12 protein-coding genes and 4 tRNA genes are annotated in these 14,720 nt (G+C 70.5%); 8 read left to right on the top strand and 8 right to left on the bottom strand.

Annotated elements, in window-relative coordinates; all coding sequences use genetic code 11:
- Positions 1-176: 176 nt before the first annotated feature.
- Complete coding sequence (locus ACFW2Y_RS05535; protein WP_053648317.1) at positions 177-431, bottom strand: DUF3073 domain-containing protein; 255 nt, start codon at positions 429-431, stop codon at positions 177-179.
- A gap of 304 nt (positions 432-735) precedes the next feature.
- Entirely contained in the window at positions 736-1,827 is a 1,092-nt protein-coding gene (locus ACFW2Y_RS05530; protein ID WP_384873943.1) for a Leu/Phe/Val dehydrogenase, read from the bottom strand.
- A gap of 155 nt (positions 1,828-1,982) precedes the next feature.
- Between ACFW2Y_RS05530 and ACFW2Y_RS05525 the strand changes: the two genes are divergently transcribed.
- Together ACFW2Y_RS05525 and bldC are read left to right on the top strand one after the other, a co-directional pair.
- Positions 1,983-2,843: a hypothetical protein gene (locus ACFW2Y_RS05525; protein WP_384873940.1), complete on the top strand. Its 861-nt coding sequence runs from the start codon at positions 1,983-1,985 to the stop codon at positions 2,841-2,843.
- A 571-nt stretch (positions 2,844-3,414) separates the two neighbouring features.
- Positions 3,415-3,621 (top strand): developmental transcriptional regulator BldC, encoded by a 207-nt coding sequence (gene bldC, locus ACFW2Y_RS05520; RefSeq protein ID WP_003949541.1) that lies wholly within the window; start codon positions 3,415-3,417, stop codon positions 3,619-3,621.
- 333 nt (positions 3,622-3,954) lie between these two features.
- Here bldC and ACFW2Y_RS05515 read toward each other — a convergent pair whose 3' ends face one another.
- From ACFW2Y_RS05515 to hrpA, 3 genes are all read right to left on the bottom strand, one after another.
- On the bottom strand, positions 3,955-4,146 hold the full coding sequence (locus ACFW2Y_RS05515; RefSeq protein ID WP_384873938.1) for a DUF6274 family protein: 192 nt from the start codon (positions 4,144-4,146) through the stop codon (positions 3,955-3,957).
- Positions 4,147-4,271: 125 nt separating this feature from the next.
- Positions 4,272-4,345 (bottom strand) — tRNA-Asp (locus ACFW2Y_RS05510).
- Between the two features lie 67 nt (positions 4,346-4,412).
- Complete coding sequence (hrpA, locus tag ACFW2Y_RS05505) at positions 4,413-8,399, bottom strand: ATP-dependent RNA helicase HrpA (protein ID WP_384873934.1); 3,987 nt, start codon at positions 8,397-8,399, stop codon at positions 4,413-4,415.
- Between the two features lie 146 nt (positions 8,400-8,545).
- Between hrpA and ACFW2Y_RS05500 the strand changes: the two genes are divergently transcribed.
- From ACFW2Y_RS05500 to ACFW2Y_RS05490, 3 genes are all read left to right on the top strand, one after another.
- Positions 8,546-8,899, top strand: coding sequence for a hypothetical protein (locus tag ACFW2Y_RS05500; protein ID WP_384873931.1), 354 nt, complete (start codon positions 8,546-8,548; stop codon positions 8,897-8,899).
- A gap of 62 nt (positions 8,900-8,961) precedes the next feature.
- The gene (locus ACFW2Y_RS05495; RefSeq protein ID WP_384873929.1) at positions 8,962-9,729 is read left to right on the top strand and encodes a DsbA family protein; all 768 of its coding nucleotides are present in this window, start codon (positions 8,962-8,964) and stop codon (positions 9,727-9,729) included.
- Entirely contained in the window at positions 9,726-10,559 is an 834-nt protein-coding gene (locus ACFW2Y_RS05490) for a cytochrome c biogenesis CcdA family protein (RefSeq protein WP_384873926.1), read from the top strand. The genes ACFW2Y_RS05495 and ACFW2Y_RS05490 overlap by 4 nt, the downstream gene beginning before the upstream one ends.
- Before the next feature lie 132 nt (positions 10,560-10,691).
- Here the strand turns inward: ACFW2Y_RS05490 and ACFW2Y_RS05485 are convergent.
- The 3 genes from ACFW2Y_RS05485 to ACFW2Y_RS05475 all read right to left on the bottom strand — a co-directional run bounded on the left by ACFW2Y_RS05485 (position 10,692) and on the right by ACFW2Y_RS05475 (position 11,004).
- Positions 10,692-10,765 (bottom strand) — tRNA-Phe (locus ACFW2Y_RS05485).
- Positions 10,766-10,818: 53 nt separating this feature from the next.
- Positions 10,819-10,892, bottom strand: a tRNA-Asp gene (locus ACFW2Y_RS05480).
- 39 nt (positions 10,893-10,931) lie between these two features.
- Positions 10,932-11,004: transfer RNA gene (locus ACFW2Y_RS05475), tRNA-Glu, on the bottom strand.
- A 127-nt stretch (positions 11,005-11,131) separates the two neighbouring features.
- Here ACFW2Y_RS05475 and ACFW2Y_RS05470 point away from each other — a divergent pair.
- The 3 genes from ACFW2Y_RS05470 to ACFW2Y_RS05460 all read left to right on the top strand — a co-directional run bounded on the left by ACFW2Y_RS05470 (position 11,132) and on the right by ACFW2Y_RS05460 (position 14,670).
- Complete coding sequence (locus tag ACFW2Y_RS05470) at positions 11,132-11,482, top strand: metallopeptidase family protein (protein ID WP_030496497.1); 351 nt, start codon at positions 11,132-11,134, stop codon at positions 11,480-11,482.
- 218 nt (positions 11,483-11,700) lie between these two features.
- Positions 11,701-12,303 (top strand): hypothetical protein, encoded by a 603-nt coding sequence (locus tag ACFW2Y_RS05465; RefSeq protein ID WP_384873924.1) that lies wholly within the window; start codon positions 11,701-11,703, stop codon positions 12,301-12,303.
- Positions 12,304-12,501: 198 nt separating this feature from the next.
- On the top strand, positions 12,502-14,670 hold the full coding sequence (locus ACFW2Y_RS05460; protein WP_384873921.1) for a DEAD/DEAH box helicase: 2,169 nt from the start codon (positions 12,502-12,504) through the stop codon (positions 14,668-14,670).
- Positions 14,671-14,720: the final 50 nt, after the last annotated feature.

Genomic DNA, 14,720 nt, shown 5'->3' with positions numbered 1-14,720 from the left:
CCCGTGCGGTGCTGCCGGGGGTGGGACCTTCCCGCAGCGCGGGGAAGGCGCGTCCGGCGGCCCCTCGGGGCCTTCGCCCGCAGCCGGTGGCGCCCCGGGGATGCTGGTGTCCTCCGTGCGGACAGCACAGAAACCCGGACGGGTGACCCCGGTCCGGGTTTCGGCGATTTAGAAGGTCAAGCGCGACGCGGGGACGAACTCGGACCGGACTGGTCGTCCTCGTCCTCGTCGTCCGTGTTGTAGAGATCCGCGTACTGGGCGTACGGGTCGTCTTCCTCGTCGTCGTCCTCGAACGGCTCGCCATTCGGCGGCTGGCTCGAAGTCGAAGCGCCCAGCTCATTGGCCAGACGCGTCAGGTCCGTCCCGCCGCTGCTGTACTTCAGCTGGCGGGCGACCTTGGTCTGCTTGGCCTTTGCCCGGCCGCGCCCCATGGCTCGACCCCCTCGGTGACGGGGCTCGGTGGCCCCAGAGTCTTGACACGCGTTCATGATTCGGAACGGACTCTCGACGGAGAGACCGGCCCGTAGGGCTTCAACGGTACCTGTTTCCGTGGGTCTACGGTACGCCGCACGCATCACATACCCCGGTACAGAACCCTCGAGGCGCCCTTTCCTCGCTGGTCAGTCGCGATTTTAACCTCTTCTTGAGTGCCGACCCGCCGAAGGGCGTGAGCGAAGTCTCTCCGCGGACCCCGCCCGGACGGTTCCGACGGGCGGGCCGGCACCCCTGCGCGGCTCAGCCGCGGCGGGCGTCCGCCATCCGCTGTTCGGCGATGCGGTCCGCAGCGGCGGCCGGCGGAATGCCGTCGGCCTTCGCACGTGCGAAGATCTCCAGGGTGGTGTCGAAGATCTTCGTGGCCTTCGCCTTGCAGCGGTCGAAGTCGAAGCCGTGCAACTCGTCGGCGACCTGGATCACGCCACCGGCGTTGACCACGTAGTCGGGCGCGTAGAGGATCCCGCGCTCCGCGAGGTCCTTCTCGACGCCGGGGTGGGCGAGCTGGTTGTTGGCCGCACCGCAGACGATCTTCGCGGTGAGGACCGGCACGGTCTCGTCGTTCAGGGCGCCGCCGAGCGCACAGGGGGCGTAGATGTCGAGGCCCTCGACGCGGATCAGCGCGTCGGTGTCGGCGACCACGGCGACCTGCGGGTGCTTGTCGGTGATCCGGCGCACCGACTCCTCGCGGACATCGGTGATGACGACCTCGGCGCCGTCCTCCAGGAGGTGCTCGACCAGGTAGTGGCCGACCTTGCCGACGCCCGCGACGCCGACCTTGCGGCCGCGCAGGGTCGGGTCGCCCCACAGGGCCTGCGCGGAGGCGCGCATGCCCTGGAAGACTCCGAAGGCCGTGAGGACGGAGGAGTCGCCGGCGCCGCCGTTCTCGGGGGAGCGGCCGGTGGTCCAGCGGTTCTCGCGGGCGACGACGTCCATGTCGGCGACGTAGGTGCCGACGTCGCAGGCCGTGACGTAGCGGCCGCCGAGGGAGGCGACGAAGCGTCCGTAGGCGAGGAGGAGCTCCTCGGTCTTGATCTGCTCCGGGTCGCCGATGATGACGGCCTTGCCGCCTCCGTGGTCGAGGCCGGCCATGGCGTTCTTGTACGACATGCCGCGCGACAGGTTGAGCGCGTCGGCGATCGCCTCGGCCTCGCTGGCGTACGGGTAGAAGCGGGTGCCGCCGAGGGCCGGGCCCAGGGCGGTGGAGTGGAGGGCGATGACGGCCTTGAGGCCGGAGGCGCGGTCCTGGCAGAGCACGACTTGCTCGTGGCCACCCTGCTCCGAGTGGAAGAGGGTGTGCAGTACGTCAGCAGGAACGCCGGTCACATCGGTCACGGTGGTGACTCCCAAGTAAGAAGCGGCGGTTTCGGCCACCCCTGCGGGTGGGGGGAGACCATTTCGGCAAGAGGGTAAGTCCTACCTGGGCGTAGGTACGCCGCAGTGCCCAGGATCACCCCCTCGGGGAGTACCTCCGTGGAAGGATTCGCGACATGTCGGTCGCTTCTCCGGTCCCCATCCCCTACGCCTCCTATCTGCGGGTGTACGAGCCGCTGGCCGCGTTTCCCGAGCCGGAGCGGAGCCACTGGGCCAGGTACGCCAGCCAGCCGCACACCCCGGGCGCACAGGAGGAGCTGCGCCGCTCCCTCGCGGACCTGCTGCCGACGCCGCCGGTGCCGGTCCCGGTCCACGAGAGCGGGGACGCCTTCGTCGCGCACCTGGAGGGGGTGGTGGTGGTCTGCCCGTGGCGGACCAGGTTCCGCGGCTGGCTGGCCATGGAGGAGCTGGCGGCCGACGGGTATCCGGCGTCGGTGCTCGACGCGATGTTGCCGCCGGTGGTCCGCGTGCAGGCCGCGGACGACTACGAGCGCTGGCGGAGCCGCAACCCGGACGCGCGGCCGTGGATCCGCACGGGGGTCTGGCAGGTGCCGCTGCGCTGGTTCACGCTCTTCGCCGACGAGGACCGCGAGTACCGGGCGGGAGAGCCGGGGGAGGGCGGGGCCGGCCGGGCGCCGGTGCTGCGCTACCGGACGACGATGGCGCAGGCGCGGCGGAGGCTCGCACGGGCGCTGAAGGCGCTGCGCGGAGCGATCGACGACGGTCCCATGACGGAGGGTCTGGTCGAGGTGGGGCGCTGGTTGGAGGAGTTCCATCCGCGGGCGCTCGTGGAGTTGGACTTCGGCGGTCTGGTGCACGCGTTGCCGGCCGGGTGGCTGGCCGAGGACCGGTCGGCTGCCGAGTTGGCGGAGGGGATCGCCGCCCTGCGGGACGGGGACGACGAGGCGGCGAACGAGGTGTACGGGAGGCTCGCGGAGCGCTGGCGGGTGGTCAGGGACCTTCGGTTCGCGAATTGACATCAGTCGGACGTGTTCGTCAGGTCGGTATCGACAAGACGTGTCCGACGGGTGTAAATGATCTTCATGCTCCGGTGGCCGAATCTCGGACGGTCCGGTGGCCGGGTCCTTCGTACCGGTGGGGCGGGGACGTTGGTCCCGATCCGGGCCTTTGGTTCAAGCGTGACGGACAGCACGTACCGCACCCTTGCGCCCATCACCCACCCTCGTGCCAAAATAGGACAAGGAGTCCGGGGAGGGTTCCTTCCGCCCAACTATGGGCGGAACGCTCAGCATTGCACTCTATGGGGGGTCTGAGGACTCCTGATCGCTCTGTGACTGATCGTCACAGTGGCGTGACTGTCCGTTATGGCATGGTCAGTCGACTTCCGCCGCTGATGAACACCTGCGAGGGCAATTCCATCGGTTTGGCCGACGCGGCTGGACGGATGGTGTAGTTGTAGTGCCGAGGACAAGCCGTTCGTCCTATAACCGACTCGACCCGCTTTTGCCATTTCGGGCATGGCGGGTCAAGGTGCAGAATTTAGAGGAAAGAACCGAGATTGGTTCGGTTCTCCCGAGGAGGCCGCTCATGACCGCTCGCACCCCTGATGCCGAGCCGCTGCTGACCCCTGCCGAGGTTGCCACGATGTTCCGCGTGGACCCGAAGACGGTGACCCGTTGGGCAAAGGCGGGCAAGCTCACGTCCATCCGCACCCTGGGTGGGCACCGCCGGTACCGCGAGGCCGAGGTTCGCGCGCTGCTGGCGGGCATTCCGCAGCAGCGCAGCGAGGCCTGAGGTCGCGCACGCAACACCCTGCAACACCCCGTAAGACCGGGCCCGTCTGGATCCCCCAATCCGGTGGCCCACCCCTGGAACTGCCGACGGGTCCCTGCCCCAACAGGGCTTCGTCAATGATCGCGCTGGACTCCGCCGGGTCCAGTGCGATCTTTTTTGTGCCCGCTCCCACGCCGTCAAGGGGGGTGCAATTGCACATATTAAATCGGGGTGGTGTAGGGAGGGTGTAAATGGAGCGGTTCCTGAAACGTTTTCAGTGACACCCGTCACATCGACGGACCCTTGCCAAGGACCAGCTTGCCACTTCCCGTGACGTCCCCGGTCCGCCGATGGTCACGGACCGGGGGGACCTTCGTCCTCCACGCCCTCCGCCGGCTCCTCGGGCTCCGGAAACTCCGTGGCGAGCCGCAGGAGGCGATGGCAGACCGCGCAGTGGCGGGTGAGGTGTCCGTACCGCGATGCGGCCGCCAGATGGGCACGCAGCAGCGCCCGCGTGTCGTGTCGTGCTGTGGATGCCGCGGCCATGCGCGACCACCTCCGGTGTGGGCCCCCGATTCCCTGAAGTCCGGGGTACCGGCGGCTGCGTCACTCCGTCAAGACACGGGAACACAACGAAGGCCCGCATCTCGCGATGCGGGCCTTCGGGAAGGCGATCCTGACGGGACTTGAACCCGCGACCTCCACCTTGACAGGGTGGCGAGCTAACCAACTGCTCCACAGGACCTCGTTGCGAGAGAGACTGTACAGCAGGTCAGGGGGTCAGGTCGAACTCACCCACGGCGAGCCCCCGCTTACGGGACGGCCGCGTCGATCGCCTTCACGATCCGCTTGTCCGAGACCGGGTGCGCGGTGCCCAACGCATGGGCGAAGTAGCTCACCCGCAGCTCCTCGATCATCCAGCGGATGTCGGTGACCTCCGACGGCACCGGACGCCCCTGGGGGAGCTGCTCCAGCAACCAGGCGTACTCGTCCTGCATCTCCCGGACCTTCTCCATCCGGGTGGTGTCCCGCTGCACCCCGGTGGGCATCTGCTGGAGCCGTCGGTCCACCGCCACCAAGTAGCGCATCAGGTCCGGCAGCCGCTTCAGGCCCGTGCGGGTGACGAAACCGGCCGGCATCAGCCAGGCGAGCTGTTCCCGCACGTCGGCCAGGTTGCCGATGAGGGCCGGGCTGTTCGTGGACTTCAGCCGTCGCTCACAGGCCTGCCAGGCCGCCAGGACCTGCTGGACCTGGCCCACCGTGCGGACGGTCAGCTCGACGAGCTCCGCGCGGACCCCGTCGTACAGCTTCCGGAAGGACTCCTCGTCCCAGACCGGGCCGCCGCGGTCCGCGATCAGCCGGTCCGCGGCAGCGGTGGCGCAGTCGTCGAAGAGGGCCTGGATCGAACCGTGCGGGTTCGAGGACAGGGCCAGCTTCTGCTGGTTGGTCAGCTTCTCCGAGGCGAACTTCGCCGGGTTCACCGGGATGTTCAGCATGATCAGCTTCCGGGTGCCCCGCCACATCGCCTGCGCCTGCTCGGCCTCCGTGTCGAAGAGCCGCACGGCCACCGCGTCGCCCTCGTCGACGAGCGCCGGGTACGCCTTGACCGGCTGACCGGCCCGCCGGGTCTCGAAGACCTTCGTGAGCGTCCCGATCGTCCAGTCCTTGAGGCCCGTGCGCTCCAGGGAGGGCCCCGAGCCGTCCGGACCGCCCGTGGCCGCGGCCGCGGCCTTGGAGAGCGCCTGACGGGCCTTGGGGCGGAGGCGGAGGCGCAGCGCCTCCAGGTCCTTGTCCTCGGCCAGCTTCCGGCGCCGCTCGTCGACGATCCGGAAGGTCACCTTGAGGTGCTCGGGCACCTTCGCCCAGTCGAAGTCCTCGGCCGTGACCGGGACCCCGACCATCCGCTGGAGTTCGCGGGCGAGCGCGCCCGCCAGGGGCTCCTGGACGGGCACGACCGCGTCCAGGAAGCGGGTCGCGAAGTTCGGTGCCGGCACGTAGTGGCGGCGGATCGGCTTCGGCAACGAGCGGATCAACTCCGTGACGACCTCCGCGCGCAGACCGGGGATCTGCCACTCGAAGCCCTCGTCCGTCACCTGGTTGAGCACCTGGAGCGGCACGTGGACGGTCACGCCGTCCGCATCCGCGCCGGGCTCGAACTGGTACGTCACCCGGAACTTCAGCGCCCCCTGGCGCCACGAGTCCGGATAGTCGTCCTTGGTGACCGCCCCCGCCTTCTCGTTGATGAGCATCTCGCGCTCGAAGTCGAGGAACTCCGGTTCCTCACGGCGCTTGTGCTTCCACCAGGAGTCGAAGTGGGCCCCGGAAACGACGTGTTCGGGAACGCGCTTGTCGTAGAAGTCGAAGAGCGTCTCGTCGTCGACGAGGATGTCCCGGCGCCGGGCACGGTGTTCGAGCTCCTCCACCTCGGTGAGGAGCTTGCGGTTGTCGGCGAAGAACTTGTGGTGGGTGCGCCAGTCGCCCTCGACGAGCGCGTTCCGGATGAACAGGTCCCGGGAGACCTCCGGGTCGATCCGCCCGTAGTTCACCTTGCGGTCGGCAACGATCGGGACGCCGTACAGCGTCACCTTCTCGAAGGCCATCACGGCCGCCTGGTCCTTCTCCCAGTGCGGCTCGCTGTACGATTTCTTCACCAGGTGCTGCGCCAGCGGTTCGATCCACTCGGGCTCGATCCGGGCGTTGACCCGGGCCCAGAGCCGCGAGGTTTCCACCAGCTCGGCCGACATCACGAAGCGCGGCGGCTTCTTGAAGAGCGCCGAACCGGGGAAGATCGCGAACTTCGCGTTGCGGGCGCCCAGGTAGTCGTTCTTCGCCGCGTACTTCCCGCCCTCGCTCCCGGACCCCTTCCCGCCTTCCGCGCCGGAGCCCTTCACGTCCTTCATCCCGATGTGGGAGAGCAGACCGGCCAGCAGCGAGACGTGGACGGACTGCTCGGGGGCGTCCTCCTCGTTCAGGTGGATGCCCATCTGCTTGGCGACCGTCCGCAGCTGGGCGTAGATGTCCTGCCACTCCCGGATGCGCAGGAAGTTCAGGTACTCCTGCTTGCACATCCGGCGGAAGGAACTGGAGCCGCGCTCCTTCTGCTGCTCGCGGACGTACCGCCACAGGTTGAGGAAGGCCAGGAAGTCGCTGGTCTCGTCCTTGAAGCGGGCGTGCTGCTGGTCGGCCTGCGCCTGCTTCTCCGCGGGCCGCTCGCGCGGGTCCTGGATCGACAGCGCCGCCGCGATCACCATGACCTCGCGGACGCAGCCGTTCTTGTCCGCCTCCAGGACCATCCGGGCGAGCCGCGGGTCCACGGGCAGCTGGGACAGCTTCCGGCCCTGCGGGGTGAGCCTCTTCCGCGGGTCCTTCTCCGCCGCGTCCAGCGCGCCGAGCTCTTGCAGCAGCTGCACGCCGTCCCGGATGTTCCGGTGGTCCGGCGGATCGATGAAGGGGAACTTCTCGATGTCGCCGAGGCCGGCCGCGGTCATCTGCAGGATGACGGAGGCCAGGTTCGTGCGCAGGATCTCGGCGTCCGTGAACTCCGGCCGGGTGAGGAAGTCGTCCTCCGAGTACAACCGGATGCAGATGCCGTCGGACGTACGGCCGCAGCGCCCCTTGCGCTGGTTGGCGCTGGCCTGGCTGACCGGCTCGATCGGCAGGCGCTGCACCTTGGTCCGGTGCGAGTAGCGCGAGATGCGGGCGGTGCCCGGATCGATCACGTACTTGATGCCGGGGACGGTCAGGGAGGTCTCGGCGACGTTCGTCGCGAGGACGATCCGCCGGCCGGCATGGGGCTGGAAGACCCGGTGCTGCTCGGCGTGCGACAGCCGCGCGTACAGCGGGAGGACCTCGGTGTTGAAGAGCTTCTTCTTGAGCAGCGCGTCCGCGGTGTCGCGGATCTCCCGCTCGCCGGAGAGGAAGACGAGGACGTCGCCCGGCCCCTCGCGCTGGAGCTCGTCGACGGCGTCGCAGATCGCGGTGATCTGGTCCCGGTCCGCCTCCTCGGAGTCCTCCTCCAGGAGCGGCCGGTAGCGGACCTCCACCGGATACGTCCGGCCGGAGACCTCGACGATGGGTGCGTCGCCGAAATGGCGGGAGAACCGCTCGGGGTCGATCGTCGCCGAGGTGATGACGACCTTGAGGTCGGGGCGCTTCGGCAGCAGCTGGGCCAGATAGCCCAGCAGGAAGTCGATGTTGAGGGACCGCTCGTGGGCCTCGTCGATGATGATCGTGTCGTACGCGCGCAGCTCGCGGTCGGTCTGGATCTCGGCGAGCAGGATGCCGTCCGTCATCAGCTTCACGAAGGTCGCCTCGGGGTTCACCTGGTCGGTGAACCGGACCTTCCAGCCGACGGCCTCGCCCAGCGGGGTCCGCAGCTCTTCGGCGACGCGTTCGGCGACCGTCCGGGCCGCGATCCGGCGCGGCTGGGTGTGCCCGATCATGCCCCGCACGCCCCGGCCCAGCTCCAGGCAGATCTTCGGGATCTGGGTGGTCTTGCCGGAGCCCGTCTCACCGGCGACGATCACGACCTGGTGGTCGCGTATCGCCTCCAGGATCTCGTCCTTCTTCTGCGAGACGGGCAGCTGCGCGGGATACGTGACCGCGGGCACGCGGGAGGCGCGCCCGTCGACGCGCTCCTTGGCCTTGGCCGCCTCTGCGGCGATCTCGTCCAGGACGGCCGCGCGGGCCTCGGGCTTGCGGATGCGGCGGGCGCCTTCGAGACGACGGCCGAGCCGGTGGGAGTCCCGCAGCGAGACCCCGGCCAGGACGGACTGGAGGGCGGCGAAGGAAGTAGACATACGGGATCCAGGATCGCACCTGCGGGCGAGAAGCGGCGAACCGATTTACGAGCGGCTCGCCCGGCCGGGCCCGAGGGGCTTCGTCGGGGCGCGAGCGGTGGGTGCGTACTATTTCGGACACGCCGCCCGGACCGGAGAGGTTTCGCATGTTCCGCACCACCCGCGCGCCGGCGACGTTCGTCGTGCTGATGGGGCTGGTGCTCGGCCTCCTGGTCTGCGGGGCTTCCACGGGCGCCCCCGCAACGCCCCCGGACGTACCCGTCCTCGGAGCCGCCGTGCCGGGCTGCGACCCGGCCCACCCGCTCGACGAAGGGGCCGTGAGCCCCGTCGTACCGCCACGTGCGCACGGCTTCGCCGAGCTGCTGTCCGCGCTCGCGGGCGACCGGGCGTCGTGCCGCGGGCGGCAGCCGGAACCGGTCGGTCGGGCCCTGCCGTCGGGGCGGGAAGCACCCGCGCGCGTCCCTCCGTCCCCCGTGGAGCTCTCGGTCCTGAGGGTGTAGACGGGACGACCCCTTCCGTCGTCCTCGTCCTTCCTCCCTTCCGTGCCCAGGAGCGCTTCCGCATGTCCACGTCCACGTCCAAGGCCAAGCCGATCGCCGTCGTCACCGGAGTGGCGGTCGCCGCCGTGCTGCTCGGCGTCGCCTCCTACACCGCCACCAAGCCCTCTTCCCCCGGGGCCCAGGGCTCCTCCACCGTCGCCGAGGTCTCCGCCGACCCGGACGCCGGCACCTACCCCGAACTGGCGGCGTACGCCCGCCGCGACCCTGCCGACGGCCTCGCCCTCGGCCGCGCCGACGCCCCCGTCGTCCTGATCGAGTACGCCGACTTCAAGTGCGGCTACTGCGGGCAGTTCGCCCGGGAGACCGAACCCGCCCTGGTGGAGAAGTACGTCGAGAACGGCACCCTGCGCATCGAGTGGCGGAACTTCCCGATCTTCGGCGAGGAGTCGGAGGCCGTCGCCCGTGCCGCCTGGGCCGCCGGGCAGCAGGGTCGGTTCTGGCAGTTCCACGCCGCCGCCTACGCGGAGGGCGCCAAGGAGAAGGGGTACGGCAAGGACCGGCTCGCCGCCCTCGCGAAGGAGGCCGGCGTTCCCGACGCGGCCAGGTTCGCCGAGGACGCCGACGGCACGGCGGCCCGCGAGGCGGTCGGCAAGGACCAGGCGGAGGGGTACGAGCTCGGCGCCGCCTCCACCCCGTCCTTCCTGATCAACGGCCGCCCGATCGCCGGTGCCCAGCCCCTGGAGGCCTTCACCGAGGCCATCGAAGCGGCGGCCAAGACGGCGAAGGCCCCGGGGGCCGCGGGGTCCGACCCCTCCGGGGCCGTCCGATGACCTCCGGCATCGGTTACTTCGCCGCCTTCCTCGGCGGACTGCTCGCCCTGCTCAGTCCGTGCAGCGCCCTGCTCCTGCCCGCCTTCTTCGCCTACTCGATCGACACGCGGGCGAAGCTGGTGGCCAGGACGGGCATCCTCTACGCCGGGCTGGCCACCACCCTCGTCCCGCTCGGCGCGGCCGGTTCCCTCGCGGGCCGCTTCTTCTACGGCCACCGGGAGTTGCTCGTCACCGTCGGCGGTTGGCTGATCATCGGGCTCGGCGTCCTCCAGGTCCTCGGCCTGGGCTTCACCTCCCGCCGGATCGCCGAGGCGAGCGGTCGCATCCGGCCGACGTCCGCCCTCTCCGTCTACGCCCTCGGCTTGGTCTACGGCCTCGCCGGCTTCTGCGCGGGGCCGATCCTCGGCAGCGTCCTGACGGTGGCGGCGCTGAGCGGCAGCCCGGCGTACGGCGGCCTGTTGCTCGCCGCGTACGCGCTCGGCATGGCGGTCCCGCTGTTCGTCCTGGCGCTGCTCTGGGAGCGGTACGAGCTGGGACGGCGGCGCTGGCTCCGCGGGCGCCCTATCCGGGTCGGGCGTTTCGAGGCCCATTCCACTTCGGTGCTCTCGGGCCTGTTCTTCGTCGCCCTGGGCGCGCTCTTCCTGGTGTTCGACGGGACCACGGCCCTGCCGGGCCTGCTGTCGGTGGAGGAGTCCTTCGCCGTGGAGGAACGGGTCGGTGCGTGGGGGCGCTCGGTTCCCGACTGGGCGCTGCTCCTCGCGGTCGTGGCCACCGTCGCGGTGGTGCTCGCGGTGCGTGGCCGGAAGGGCCGGCGGAGCGGCGAGGCCTGAGGGCTGCGGGGAAGGGGCACGAACGCCTCTTCCCCGCACCGCGGTTTCCCGAAGCCGCGGTTTCCCGGCGCTGCGGTTTCCCGATGTGCGAACGAAGAAGGCCCCGTTCTTTCGAACGGGGCCTTCCCTCTGTGGCTGGGGCCGGGGTCGAACCGGCGACCTATCGCTTTTCAGGCGATCGCTCGTACCAACTGAGCTACCCAGCCGAGGCTGTCCCCCTGCTCGAAGAGCGAGGAGACGAGACCATTTCTGGCCTCAGCGATCCTGACGGGACTTGAACCCGCGACCTCCACCTTGACAGGGTGGCGAGCTAACCAACTGCTCCACAGGACCTTGCAATGTGCGAGCACTAGTCTCGCACACGTTAATGCGTGCCCCCAACGGGATTCGAACCCGTGCTACCGCCTTGAAAGGGCGGCGTCCTGGGCCACTAGACGATGAGGGCTAAAGGCCCGCCTGGGCGCTTCGCAGCGCCTCGGGGACGTGAGAAGCATATGGGATGGCGGCCGGTATCGCCAAAACGGTTTCTCCCCTCCCGTGGGAGCGGCCTCCGGGCGGGGGAGAATGGGCGCGTGTTGGAGATGACGCGCGAGGAGTTCGAGGAGCTCGTCGCCGAGGCCCTGGACCGGATTCCGCCGGAGCTGACGCGACTGATGGACAACGTCGCCGTGTTCGTGGAGGACGAGCCCTCCCCGGACGACCCCGAGCTGCTCGGCCTCTACGAGGGGACGCCGCTGACCGAGCGCGGCGAGTGGTACGCCGGAGTGCTGCCGGACCGGATCACGATCTACCGGGGACCGACGCTGCGGATGTGCGAGTCGCGCGAGGACGTGGTCGCGGAGACCGAGATCACGGTGGTTCACGAGATCGCCCACCACTTCGGCATCGACGACGAACGGCTGCATGCGCTCGGCTACGGCTGAGTCGGGACGCCGGCGGGACGGGGCGGGGTGGCCGCCGCCCGGGCGGAGCGGCCCTGTGGGGCCGTGTCCCTTGCGGGGTCGGGGGAGTTGGGCAGTGGGACGCGTTCCGTTCCTGCCCGCTGTGTCCTGGAGGTGCCCCCGTGCGCCATTTGCCCGCCCCGGTGAAATGGGCTGCCGCCGCGCTGGCCGTCGCGGCCTGTGCCGGTCTGAGTGGCTGTATGAGTGTGAGCGACGAGGGGGCGAAGCCGGCGCCCGGTGTGCCCGGCGGGACGAAGGGCGTGGCGGCGGAGGTCGAGGGCGGCGGCGGGCTTCAGGGCGGCGGTGGCTCCTGGGGCGGCCGGTCGGAGCGGAGCGGACCGACCGCGGCCGGAGAGGGCAGTGAGTCCCCGGTGCCGAGCGGCTCGCCGTCGGGCACGCCGGAACCCTCGCCGGGCGAGGTGCTGCCGGTGGAAGGCCCGGGGGAGTCCGGAGGCCCGTCCACGGCGCAGCCGACGCCCGGCGACCGTGACACCGCGGGCGGCGGGTCGGACGGCGACGGTGACGGCGGGGCCAGCGCCGGCGGTGGCACCGGTGCCGGCGGTGCGGACACCGGAGGGTCGGGCGGCGGCGGGCCCGCGCCGACGACCGCCCCCACCACTCCGAAGCCCACCCCGACACCGGAACCGACCGCCCCCACCCCGGAACCGACCCCGGAGCCGACCTCGAACCCCACCGAGGCTCCGACGGCCGGCGCCGATGCCCAGATGGGTGCGATGTGGGCGGCGGGCGAGTCGGACACGTCCGCGGAGCCGGAGGCATCCCCGCAGGTCGGGCCGGCGTGACGGAGTCCGATTTGCCACGGGTGGGGGAGGGTGCGTATGGTGGTAGATCGTTTGATCCCATTGCCCGGCGCCGACACAGAAGAGCGCCGCGTGGCGCGTACTCTCCCTAGCCGTGGCTGACCGCATTGAGGCGGTCGATTTGCGAAAACACGGAGTTGACGGGCGCGTGCCGAGACTCCGGAAGGTTTCGCATTTCGCATGTCCATTTTCAGTTCTGACCACGCCGTCATGCCCGAGAACGACGAGATCGTCGAGGCCGTCGAGGCCACCGAAACCGTCGTGACCGAGGCCGACGACACCGTCGCCGAGGGCTCCTCCGACGAGGCCGCCGAGCCCACCGTGACCTTCAGCGACCTGGGTCTGCCCGAGGGCGTCGTGCGCAAGCTCGCGCAGAACGGCGTCACCACCCCCTTCCCCATCCAGGCCGCGACCATCCCGGACGCCCTGGCCGGCAAGGACATCCTCGGCCGTGGCCGCACCGGCTCCGGCAAGACCCTCTCCTTCGGCCTTCCGCTGCTCGCCACCCTCGCGGACGGCCGCACCGAGAAGAAGAAGCCCCGCGGCGTCATCCTCACCCCGACCCGTGAGCTCGCGATGCAGGTCGCGGACGCCCTCCAGCCCTACGGCGACGTGCTCGGCCTGAAGATGAAGGTCGTCTGCGGCGGTACGTCCATGGGCAACCAGATCTACGCCCTGGAGCGCGGCGTCGACATCCTCGTCGCCACCCCGGGCCGTCTGCGCGACATCATCAACCGCGGCGCCTGCTCCCTGGAGGACGTCCGGATCGCCGTCCTCGACGAGGCCGACCAGATGGCCGACCTGGGCTTCCTGCCCGAGGTCACCGAGCTGCTCGACCAGGTTCCCGAGGGCGGTCAGCGTCTCCTCTTCTCCGCCACCCTGGAGAACGAGATCGACACCCTGGTGAAGCGCTACCTGGTGAACCCGGTCACCCACGAGGTCGACCCGTCCGCCGGCGCCGTCACCACGATGACCCACCACGTCCTCGTCGTGAAGCCGAAGGACAAGGCCCCGGTCACCGCCGCCATCGCCGCGCGCAAGGGCCGCACCATCATCTTCGTCCGCACCCAGCTGGGCGCCGACCGCATCGCCGAGCAGCTGCGCGAGGCCGGTGTGAAGGCCGACGCCCTGCACGGCGGCATGACCCAGGGCGCCCGTACGCGCACCCTGGCCGACTTCAAGGACGGCTACGTCAACGCGCTCGTCGCGACCGACGTCGCCGCCCGCGGCATCCACGTCGACGGCATCGACCTGGTCCTGAACGTGGACCCGGCCGGCGACCACAAGGACTACCTGCACCGCTCGGGCCGTACCGCCCGCGCCGGTCGTTCCGGCGTCGTGGTCTCCCTGGCGCTGCCGCACCAGCGCCGCCAGATCTTCCGTCTGATGGAGGACGCGGGCGTCGACGCCTCGCGCCACATCGTCGGCGGGGCCGGCGCCTTCGACCCCGAGGTCGCCGAGATCACCGGTGCCCGTTCGCTGACCGAGGTCCAGGCGGACTCCGCGAACAACCTCGCCAAGCAGGCCGAGCGCGAGGTCGTCGACCTGACCAAGCAGCTGGAGCGCCTCCAGCGCCGCGCCGTCGAGCTCCGCGAGGAGGCCGACCGCCTGGTGGCCCGCGCCGCCCGTGAGCGCGGCGAGGACCCGGACGCCGCGGTGGCCGAGGTGACCGAGGCCGCCGAGGCCGAGGTCGCCGCCGCTGCGGTCGAGGCCGAGCGCGCCGCCCGTGCCGAGGAGCGCCGCGAGGAGCGTTCGACCTTCCGCGACGAGCGGGGCAACTTCGAGCGCCGCGACCGCGGTGACCGCGGTGGGAACCACCGCGATGACCGCGGCGGCTTCCGTGGTGGTGACCGTGGTGGTTTCCGTCGCGATGACCGTCCGTCCGGTGGGTTCCGTCGTGATGACCGTCCGTCGGGTGGGTTCCGTCGTGATGACCGTCCGTCCGGTGGCTTCAACCGTGACGACCGCGGCGGCCGTTCCTTCGACCGTCGTGATGACCGTCCGTCCGGTGGCTTCAACCGTGACGACCGCGGTGGTGACCGTGGTGGTTTCCGTCGTGATGACCGTCCGTCGGGTGGTTTCCGTCGTGATGACCGTCCGTCCGGTGGCTTCAACCGTGACGACCGCGGCGGCCGTTCCTTCGACCGTCGTGACGACCGTCCCTCCGGCGGCCACCGCGGCAGCGACCGCCCGTTCAACCGCGACCGTCGTGACGACCGCCCCTCCGGCGGCCACCGCTCGGGCGGCGACCGCCCGTACGGCCGTCGTGACGACCACCGCGGCGCCGGTTCCACCGGCGGCTCCTTCGGCCGCCGCGACGACAAGCCGCGCTGGAAGCGCAACGGCTGACATCGCGTAGTGCGACGGGGCGGGGCCCGTACGAACACCAGGTGTTCGTA

The organism is Streptomyces sp. NPDC058877 (assembly GCF_042742855.1).
Classification (GTDB): domain Bacteria; phylum Actinomycetota; class Actinomycetes; order Streptomycetales; family Streptomycetaceae; genus Streptomyces.
Note: the sequence above shows the minus strand (reverse complement) of the source record. Positions and strands in the feature narration are given on the sequence as shown.